Genomic DNA, 10,155 nt, shown 5'->3' with positions numbered 1-10,155 from the left:
AAGATTTGTGCTTGATGATGTCCTGTCAGCTTTGTAAAACCAAGTCGGAAGTAGTTTTCTTCAGGGAAAATGAGGTCTGAGGCTTTCAAGTCTAGCATCAATGTGATAAAATCGGAATGAGTCATAGTAATCCTTAACTAAAGTGTTTGTGTGGTAACTACATTTTAGCGAATTACTATGGCTTTTCTTGTATAAAAAAAGGGCAGTAGATTTTAATCTACCACCACAGATTATACAGAACCGCTTGTTCTTGTCTGCGGAACTAGACCTTTGCATACGGGAAACGCCTTGGAAGGGTGTCCAGACATAAAAAAACGCTCAATCGAGCGTTTTCCTGTTTTATAGACTTTATTTTTCTTCATGACGTTCGTCTTCAGAAAGTTCCGTCAACGCAGTGTATTCTGCAGGGTAACGTTTTTTATAGCGACTCATCATAAAGAAGGCAACCAAACCAAAGATAAGAGGACCCGCAATCATCGATACTACGGTTTGAACAGTATCCCCAAGAACAGCTGGACGATCAGCTACTGGCAAAGCAAAGTAATCTGTGATCGGTTGAATAACTGTGAAAGCATTGGCAAAAGCAACGACAAGGAAGGTCACAGTTACAGCTGCCATAGCAATACCTTTAGATTTGTAAAGTGTAAATGGTTTTTCAATATCATCATTAAGTTTGAATTTTGCATAGGCAATAACAATAAAGAGGTACGGCAATGTCATCGCAACGTTGGCCATATTTGTCAAGATGGCAAAGAACTTAGCTGCTGCTTCCGCACCACCACCTAGGTTGATAAGCATATTAAGCAAGATGATGACAAATACGATAGCAAATTGAACCATCATTGCAAATTTAGGCAAGCCTGATTCCTCATCAAGCTGTCCATAACGACCCGGCCATAGTTTGTCTGGTGTACCAGAGATGATTTGTTTTACCGGGCTGTAGATTAAGGTAAAGAAAGCTCCCATCAATGAAAGTAGCATTGCAAGACCCATATAACGCGCAAGAATTGAACCAATAGCGACTGCACCTGAGTGATCTAATCCGAAAGCATCGCCTAAAGCTTCACCCAAGTATTGCATTGTTACATAACCTGCATTACCAAGATTGATTGTTCCAGCTTTAACGCCTTCGTAGAAAGCTCCACCTGTTTGGTAATTCATGAAGAAACCAACACAGAGAATCATTACAGAGTAACCGATAGCGATAATCAGTGCTGAGGTTACAACACCGCGAGGAAAGTTTTTCTCAGGCTTGTCTGTTTCATCAACTAAGCCTCCAACAGCTTCAACACCACCATAGGCAAAAATTGCAAATACCATAAAGGCGATGAAACCAATTGCTGAACCGTTATTAAAGTTAGGGTTAAGGCTTGTAACAAAAGCATCCGCAGTAATTGGTGTTGTTGGTTGTCCATTAAGAATAAGGACCAAAAGCGCACAAACTAAAAGAATAGCGTTCAATGAGAGAACGGCAATACCACCAAGTGTCGCGAATTTTTTGACCGCATCCAAACCACGCAGGGCAAAAAAGGTAATCGCAGCAATCCAGGCCATGGCGATGAGTGAAAGAATCCATGGATCTGGTACATGAAGGGAATTACCAAAAATCATATTGGTAATAGGGACCATGATACCATTAGAAACATTGACCATCCATACGAGGTAAGAGGCATACCACATAAATGTTCCAATGAAGGCGAAAGTCGGACCAACCGCTTTCTCCATCCAAGAATAGATTCCCCCTTTTTCCTCCTTAAAGGCTGAACCAAGCTCAGTTACCATAAAGGCAAAGGGTAGGAAGAAGAAGAGTCCTCCAACGATATACCATGGAATAGCAGCATAACCCATCATGTAAAATGCACGCGGGATATTGTTAAATCCATAAACTGAGGTGAAAATCATCAGGCATAAGCCGACAAGAGAAAGTTTCCCTTTTGCTTTATCAGACATCAAATGTCCTCCTTTTTTATAAATCAGACTTGCTGATTAAAAATATTTGTAAATCAAGTAAATATTTTACTTGCATAGTTACCATAATCTAGAGATATATGATGCTTTCCACCATAAAATCCAAAGTTTACTCCTTCTATAAAAGATAGAATAAAACATTCATAACTAGAATTAACTACAATTGTGCGACAATTTTAAAAATAACCTAAAACAGGTCGCCCGAAGGCGACTTGTTCTTTAAATTATAAGGAAGGTAAAGTTTATATAAAACTTACTGGAAGGGCTTTCCTATAAGCCCTAAAACTATTTTAGCGCATTATTCTTCATTTTTCAAGATATTGTTAAGTTTCAGCATTTCAAGAAGAACATCTACAGCTTTTTCCATTGTTTGCAGACTTACAAACTCAAAGCGTCCATGCATGTTTTCACCACCAGCAAAGATGTTTGGGGTCGGCAATCCCATGAAGGAGATTTTAGAACCATCTGTCCCACCACGGACAGGTTCAATTTTTGGTTCAATTCCCAAGTTCTTCATCGCTTCTTCCGCAAGATCAATGATAGACATGTCTTTTTCAATGACTTTAGCCATGTTGTAATACTGGTCTTTGATTGTCGCTTTTACACGTTCTGAACCCAGTTCAGCATTCATCTTGTCCGCAATGTCCTGCATCAACGCTTTACGCGCATTAAACTTATCTTCATCATGGTCACGGATGATATACTGTGCACGTGCTTCCTCAACAGTACCGTCCAGTTTCAAAAGGTGGAAGAAGCCTTCTCGTCCTTCTGTTTTTTCTGGACGATCAAAGTCTGGCAATTGTGTATGGTAATCTATTGCTAATTGCAAGGCGTTGACCATTGTATTTTTAGCTGTACCGGGATGAACATTTTTACCTTGGAACTCCAAGACAGCACCAGCAGCTGAGAATGTTTCGTATTCCAACTCACCAAGTGGACCACCATCTACTGTATAAGCAAAGTCAACATTGAAGTCTTCAACATCAAAGCGGTCAGCACCTGTTCCGATTTCTTCATCAGGACCAAAACCGATACGGATTTCGCCGTGTTCAAAATCAGGGTTAACATTAATCAAATAGTCTGCCAAAGTCATAATTTCAGCGATACCTGCTTTGTCATCGGCACCTAACAGCGTTGTACCATCAGTATGAATGAGGGTTTGTCCCTTATAGTTTTTCAAGTTGGGAAATTCAGCTGGATCAAGTTTAAAACCAGACTCTCCAAGTTCAATAACAGACTCTCCATCGTAGTTTTCAAGGATCTGTGGATTGACACCTTCCGCATTGAAATCCGCCGTATCCATATGAGCAATCAAACCAATTTTACGCACATTTTTATCTGTTGTTGCTGGAATAGTACCCACCACATAACCGTTTGATTCAAGATAATGAACATCTTGAATACCAATGGCACGCATTTCGTCTGCCATCTTGTGTGCAAAGTCAACAAGAGCTGGAACTGACGGCACAGTTGTTGAATTTTCATCTGAGCGTGTGTTCACTTTGACATAGTCAAGGAAACGGGGTAACAATTTTTCGTATTTCATTTTTATCCTCCTATGGAAATGAAGTTATTTAATACTTTTGTCTGTTGAATTTGGGCAGCAATGAAGTCTTGAGCTTGGTCGAAATGGACTTCGTCAAGCTGGACTGTCTCATCAAACTTCAAATGAGTTTTATAGCTGTTTTCGCCCAGCGCCTCAATATAACCGTACTTCTCCAAAACTCTAATAAAAATATCTGAACGCGCTTTAACAATAGGTTTACGGGCAAATTTGAGCAAAAAGCTTGTCATGTACTTTAAAGCGTACTCCGGATTAACATCGCCCATAATCTGATAAACTTCGCACTCCAGCACTGTCAATGGTAAATCGTTTGCCAGCTTATAAAAATAGTTGAACAAATTATCAGTCGTCAAATCATATTGACTAGAAAAATGTAAACAAATTGCATTCGTTTGATTTTTCAACCTTTGCTGGATAATTGACTGATTAAGTCTTCTTTCTAGCTGACTTCCCGCCTCTACAAAGAAAGGTTTGTTATAGGTGTAAATAGCTGGTAGCTCTGGTTTTAAAGTTAAATCAAAATCATCATCCCTAAAAACTTTAAAATTATTACCATAACGTTTATCGCTACGCCAGATAAAATTTGCCGCAATAAAACTGTCCAGTTGACGATCTATGTTTTTTATTTCTTCAAAATCTTTATGAATTTGGCGCAAGGTTACATCTTCATGCAGCTCCAAATAATTAATCAGTTTTAAGAAAAAAGGCTGACGTGTCAGCCTATTTTTATTAAAAACGTGAATAGGCATTATTTATTGAACTCTTCTGTAAGTTGTGGCACAACTTGTTTTTTACGTGAAACGGCCCCGGCTAAGAAAGCGTGATCGTCTTCAAGTGTAAAGTGGAAAGCTGCTTCAACCTTATCTTTGTGGCTACCGATCTCGACAATTTCTGAGTTAGAATTTACGATATCTGTAATCATGAAGACAAAGTCATCATAATGTTCGACTTCCATCGCTTTCTTGATGGCAACTTTGACATCATGTAAGCGAGAAAGTACATCTTGAATTTCAACTGTATTTACTTGAGCGATACGGATGCGGCTGCCGTTAAGTTCAAAGGTTTTCGCATCAATATCAATGAGTTCTTCTGCTGACTTGTTATCCAAGTTCGTACCAGCTTTGAGCATAGCCATGCCGTACTCTTGAAGGTCTACACCAGCAATCTTCGCCAATTCTTCTGCAACTTTGTGGTCAGTCGCATGTGTTGTTGGTGATTTCAACAGCAATGTATCTGAAATCAAACCTGAAAGTAAGAGGCCAGCCACTTCACGTGGTATTTCCACGCCTGCTTCAAGGAACTTGCGGTAAACGATGGATGAAGCTGATCCAACAGGTTCAATTGTCATGAATAAAGGTGAAGCTGTATTAAAATTAGCCACACGGTGGTGGTCCACAACGCCAAAGATATTCAAAGAAGCGATATCCGCGATGGATTGTTGAAATTCATTGTGATCCGTCAAGATAACTGTATCCACACCTTCATCAGCTGCTGATGTTACCACGCGTGGTGCTTCCACACCAAAATAGTCCAAAGCAAATTGTGTTTCTTCATTTGGTGTACCCAAAGCCACACATTCTGTATTCAAAGCGCCAACTGGGCGGTGGTTGCTCAAGTATGAAAAACCATAAGATGATGCAATTGCATCTGTGTCAGGTTTTTGGTGACCAAAGACGAGAATTTTATCCGACATTTCTGTACCTCATTTTTATATTTATGTTTTTCTCATTATACCAAAAAAAGAGAATTTACGCACACTTTCAAAGCATCTCCCCTGCTACTTTTCTCATTTTTTGAATAAAAATAAAAATAAAACTTAAAAGCTAAACTGCTCAGCCTTTAAGTTTTTTATCTGATTCTCTGCAAGTAATCTTGATATGTTTCGGTCTTCATGATTTCTTTGGCATTGGCTACACGCTCTTTTGTTGGTGGTTTTACTCCAGCAAGGGGATACTTCCAGCCTAATTCACGCCATTTGAACTCCCCCATCGTATGATAGGGCAGGATTTCAAATTTGAGTACATTATCTAGAGTTTTAACAAACTCACCTAGCTTTTCCAGGTCCTCATCAATATCTGTCTCTCCGGGAACGAGGACGTGACGAATCCACATGCCTTGTCCCTTATCTGAAAGGTAACGGGCAAATTCTAGAATATTTTCGTTCGGATGTCCAGTCAGGGCTTTGTGACGTTTTGAATCAATTTCTTTTAAATCAAGCAACACAAGATCCGTCACTTCAAGAAGGTCATCAATCCGAGAGGTAATATACTCATCTGTTCTAAAAGGACGGGCTGATGTATCTAAGGTTGTGTGAATTCCCAGACTTTTGGCGTATTGGAAAAGAGCAATGACGAAGTCAATCTGCATCATAGCTTCACCACCTGAGACAGTGATGCCTCCTTTTTCTCCCCAGAAACCTCGGAAACGTAGAGCTTCTTCCATCACATCCTCTACTGTACGTATGGTTGCTTTTTCGCTTTTCAAGGCCCAAGTGTCAGGGTTATGACAATATTTGCAACGCATCGGACATCCTTGCATAAAAACAATAAAACGGACGCCAGGACCATCAACAGAACCAAAAGACTCTGTAGAATGAACCAAACCAGTTACTTTTTTTGCTTCTTCAATATTTATATCTGTCATGAGCTTTTCCTCTTCTTCGGTATGCTTTTATCATACCTCAAATCTTATTTATTATCAAATGCTTTTCCATAAGACCAGCCACAATAATCAGCGACTGCCATAAATGGCACAAAAAAGCATCCTTCATATGAGCCAAATGTTCTTTCCCTTTCACACTTTTTACTGTATCTTCTACTTTTACCTCTTGCTCATCGTTTTAAAAAAGTTCGTAAAAGCAAAAAAAGAACGGATTATCAAGTTCCGTTCTTTATTTCGTTTACAGCTTTACTCAGAGGGCTCCATATCAAACTCTACCCGAAGTTTCAAGACACGGTTTCCGTCTACTTCAAGACTAGTCAAGGAGAAGTGATCCTCATCATTGTCGATTTCACACATCACTTGCTGCCCTTTCTCAGGAATCTGCCCTGTTTCTGAAAGGAAGAAGCCGGCCATCGTATCCACATCATTATTGACTAAATGTGTGCCAAACTCGTCGTTGAAGTCATTGATTGTCATTTTCCCTTGCACAACATACATGTTTTCACCAATCTTGTAAACATCTGTTTCAGCAACGTCTGTTTCATCCTCAATTTCACCAACGATTTCCTCAATCAAGTCTTCCAGAGTAACGATACCTTCAACGCCGCCGTATTCGTTAAGCAAAATCGCCATTTGGTTTTGCGTATTACGCATCTGCAGCATTAAGTCATCCACAAACACTGTTTCAGGGACAAACAACGGTTCTTGCAGCATTTCACGGAAATTAATGTTATCAAAGCCGTCCGCAAAACCTCGGGCCAAGAGACGTTTTGTATGAATAATTCCTAAGATGTTGTCTTTATCGTCATCATAAACTGGGACACGCGAGTAGGACTCGCTGAGCATTTTCTCGATATTTTCCCGTGGCTCATCATTGATATCAATCATAAAGGCATCTGTACGAGGGACCATGATTTCACGCGCCACAAGCTCGTCAAGACTGAAAACACCTGTAATCATTTCACGCTCTGAATCATCCAACGCTGTTTCATCTGTGTGAACGAGATATTCGATTTCATCACGTGTCATATCATCATCACTGCTATCAAATTTGATAGGAAAAACACGCGCCAAGCCATTGATAGTAATCGTCAAGAGCCAGATAAAGGGTTTTAAAACAACACCTATACTCATCAAAGGGCGAACCATTTTTAAAGCTGCCTTTTCCTTAAGCGCTTGCGCAATACGTTTAGGGAAAAGCTCACCAAACACGATTGTAAAGAAAGTCAAAATAACCAAGATAATGATTTTACTCAATGTTTGCGCGAAGCTTGTATCCCCAAACAGTGGTGCAAGCTGTGCAGCTAGAGTATCAGCCAAACTTGCACCTGCAAAGATGTTCAAGAAAGTAATCCCAACTTGAATCGTTGACAAGAAGTGTGTCGGATTATCAACTACACGCAGTAAATACTGATATTTACTGTCTCCTTCACTCGCCTTTTGCTCCACGCGTGAACGTGATAAAGAAACGAGCGCCATCTCACTTGCTGAGAAAAATGCATTCAAAGCAGTAAGAAAAACAAGTAACAAAATCTGTAAAATTACCGAGCTACTCTCGGGGTCAGGGTGTGCCATTTTTACTCCTATTTTTTTGTAATATGAAGATTATTATACCATAATTTATTATTTTGAAATAATTTTTTTCTTTTGCTGTTCACGATGATTGTGCCACAGGCCAGCAAGGAATTTCACAATCTCTTTGACCAGTGAATAAACAGGGACAGCAATAATCATACCTAGAATACCATACAAACTTCCAGATACTAGCATCAAAATCATGACCGTAACAGGATGGACTTTCACAGCATTTCCTACTATTTTTGGATAAACGAGATTGCCATCAATCTGCTGAAGGACCAAAACATAAGTTACTGCGAGAAGAGCTGTCCAAGGTTGAGTAAAGGCCAAAGTGAAAATAACAGGTATTACACCAATGTAAGGCCCTGCATACGGGATGAGGTTTGTAATTGCTGAGAAACTTGCAAACAAGAAAGCATAAGGAATGCCAAAGAGCATATAACCAACAAAGACAAAGATGAACACCAGTAGCGAATCTAAAGCCACACCAGAGATATAACGAGAAATCGTTGCATTCATCTTTTCTAAAAGTTCAATGATGCCGAGCGGATCTTCCCTAAAAATCGTTTGCTTTAGAGTAGGGAGCAGTTTTTCACCGTCTTTAAGCATGTAGTAAAGCAAGATAGGAACTAGGATAGCAACCATAACTACAGATGAAATGATGCTCACGATGCTCCCCAAGCTTCCTGTCAAATTCTGAAGCAACTTGTTTAAAATATCTGTATAAGACAGATTGATATTGCTAACTATACTATCAACGTCTAGCTGGCGATAAAAGGCAGAAAAACGTGGATCACTTTGCAAGGAAGAAATCCAGTCACGAAGTTCAGGAACGGCTCTTGAGCTGGCATTGATCAAGCTAGTCAGCTGAGAAACAACATTTGGAATGATTGAAGCAACACTCCAAATCACAATTCCTAATAAACTTAGCAGAACAATCAAAATTGCAAAGAAACGCTTGATTTTCCAGCGTTTCTCCATAAAAATAACCACCGGCTTGAAAATATAATAAAGAAAGCCAGCTATAATAAATGGAATGAAAAGCAAAGCTAAAAGAGTTTGGATGGGTTGGAAGAGAAAGTCCAGTTGCATAAGCATAAAAATAAGCAGCGTCACTGCTAATATCTCAACCGTCCAGAAAAATAATTTACTGTTTTTAAACATAATATCTACCTAAAGATGAAAAGAGACCCTTTCTTTCTTTTTAAAGTTATTTATATTATAATTGAAATAAGATTTTTACGCAAATTCAAGATTTTGAGAGGAAATTTATGCAAATCAAGCAAACTCGTGACACCATGTCTGAAATATACTGCGATGCGCTACGTATCCGTAATACTGTTTTTGTTAAGGAACAAGGTGTCCCTTTCGAACTGGAGGTTGGTAGTCCCGTTGACGAAGCACATTCGGTTCATTTTGTAGGTTATGAAGCTGGCAACGCTTTAGCTACCGTTCGTCTTTTGGTCGATCCTAGCGATAAAACACATGCTCTGGTACAGCGCATGGCTGTTTTAAAAGAAGCACGGGGTAAAGGCTACGCGAACGCCCTCTTGCAACAGCTACTTGAATTTTCAAAAAAATCTGGTCTTACTCTTTTGACCCTTCACGCCCAACTCAGTGCAAAAGACCTCTATGAAAAATTTGGCTTTGAAGTTCAAGGTGAAATTTTTAAGGAGGCAGGTATTGACCACATCACAATGACGTATGATAAATTTACTGAGTAGAAAAAAAGAAACCCTCGTATGTACTTCTAAAAGGTGTCTCTTCTGCTTTTATTAAAACACTAAACTTCTCGGCCTAGGTGTCGAGGAGTTTTTTTACTCTTGTTTGCAGTTCTGGCACTACTTCTACCTCAAACCAAGGGTTCTTGCGTAACCAGATATTGTTCCGGGGGGAAGGGTGGACAATCGGGAAGTAGTGAGGCAAATACTGTCTAAAATCACGAATAGCATCTGTCGCCCGCATCTTTCTTGGTAAATGCAGGTAATAAGTAATAGCATAGGAACCAATCAAAATAATAAGTTCAAGTTCAGGCATTTCGTCAATCAATAATTTATGCCACTTTTCAGCAAAGCCTTTGCGTGGTGGCAGGTCTCCAAACTTTCCCTTACCCGGAAAATAAAAATCCATGGGTAAAATAGCCAACTTATCTGAACTATAAAATGTCTCATAAGAAATCCCCAGCCAGTCACGAAGACGTTCTCCTGAGTGATCGTTCCAGAAAAGATGACTTTCTTGCGCTTGTCTCCCCGGTGCTTGACCCACAATGAGAATTTTTGCCTCTGGATGAGCGGAATAAAGGGGATCAATCCCCTGCTCTGTATAGGCTGCATTTTGGGGGTCATCTTTTATGGCTTGAAAAATATTCGACAGCTTGTCCATCA

The 10,155-nt window shown here is 39.7% G+C and carries 9 protein-coding genes; 1 reads left to right on the top strand and 8 read right to left on the bottom strand.

Annotated features, from left to right (window positions below):
* Positions 1-348: 348 nt before the first annotated feature.
* From yjeM to ACGHCK_RS10295, 7 genes are all read right to left on the bottom strand, one after another.
* The gene (yjeM, locus tag ACGHCK_RS10325) at positions 349-1,950 is read right to left on the bottom strand and encodes a glutamate/gamma-aminobutyrate family transporter YjeM (RefSeq protein ID WP_271328401.1); all 1,602 of its coding nucleotides are present in this window, start codon (positions 1,948-1,950) and stop codon (positions 349-351) included.
* Between the two features lie 316 nt (positions 1,951-2,266).
* Entirely contained in the window at positions 2,267-3,514 is a 1,248-nt protein-coding gene (pepT, locus tag ACGHCK_RS10320) for a peptidase T (protein WP_202231620.1), read from the bottom strand.
* A 2-nt stretch (positions 3,515-3,516) separates the two neighbouring features.
* A complete protein-coding gene (locus ACGHCK_RS10315) occupies positions 3,517-4,281 on the bottom strand; it encodes a DUF1803 domain-containing protein (protein ID WP_251423768.1) in 765 nt (254 codons plus the stop codon).
* Positions 4,281-5,225: a manganese-dependent inorganic pyrophosphatase gene (locus ACGHCK_RS10310; protein WP_202231622.1), complete on the bottom strand. Its 945-nt coding sequence runs from the start codon at positions 5,223-5,225 to the stop codon at positions 4,281-4,283. Before ACGHCK_RS10310 ends, ACGHCK_RS10315 begins: the two co-directional genes overlap by 1 nt.
* Positions 5,226-5,380: 155 nt before the next feature.
* Positions 5,381-6,175 (bottom strand): pyruvate formate-lyase-activating protein, encoded by a 795-nt coding sequence (gene pflA, locus ACGHCK_RS10305; RefSeq protein ID WP_251423773.1) that lies wholly within the window; start codon positions 6,173-6,175, stop codon positions 5,381-5,383.
* A gap of 264 nt (positions 6,176-6,439) precedes the next feature.
* Entirely contained in the window at positions 6,440-7,768 is a 1,329-nt protein-coding gene (locus tag ACGHCK_RS10300; protein WP_202231374.1) for a hemolysin family protein, read from the bottom strand.
* 48 nt (positions 7,769-7,816) lie between these two features.
* A complete protein-coding gene (locus ACGHCK_RS10295; protein WP_271328402.1) occupies positions 7,817-8,935 on the bottom strand; it encodes an AI-2E family transporter in 1,119 nt (372 codons plus the stop codon).
* 107 nt (positions 8,936-9,042) lie between these two features.
* Here ACGHCK_RS10295 and ACGHCK_RS10290 point away from each other — a divergent pair, with 107 nt between their 5' ends.
* The gene (locus ACGHCK_RS10290) at positions 9,043-9,495 is read left to right on the top strand and encodes a GNAT family N-acetyltransferase (protein WP_251423779.1); all 453 of its coding nucleotides are present in this window, start codon (positions 9,043-9,045) and stop codon (positions 9,493-9,495) included.
* Positions 9,496-9,568: 73 nt separating this feature from the next.
* On the opposite strand, the gene ACGHCK_RS10285 is transcribed toward ACGHCK_RS10290, so the two are convergent.
* Positions 9,569-10,153 carry a uracil-DNA glycosylase family protein gene (locus tag ACGHCK_RS10285; RefSeq protein WP_202231371.1) on the bottom strand — a complete coding sequence of 195 codons (585 nt, stop codon included), beginning with the start codon at positions 10,151-10,153 and terminating at the stop codon, positions 9,569-9,571.
* Between the last annotated feature and the right edge of the window lie 2 nt (positions 10,154-10,155).

This window comes from Lactococcus muris, from assembly GCF_042849115.1.
Classification (GTDB): Bacteria; Bacillota; Bacilli; order Lactobacillales; family Streptococcaceae; genus Lactococcus; species Lactococcus muris.
Note: the sequence above shows the minus strand (reverse complement) of the source record. Positions and strands in the feature narration are given on the sequence as shown.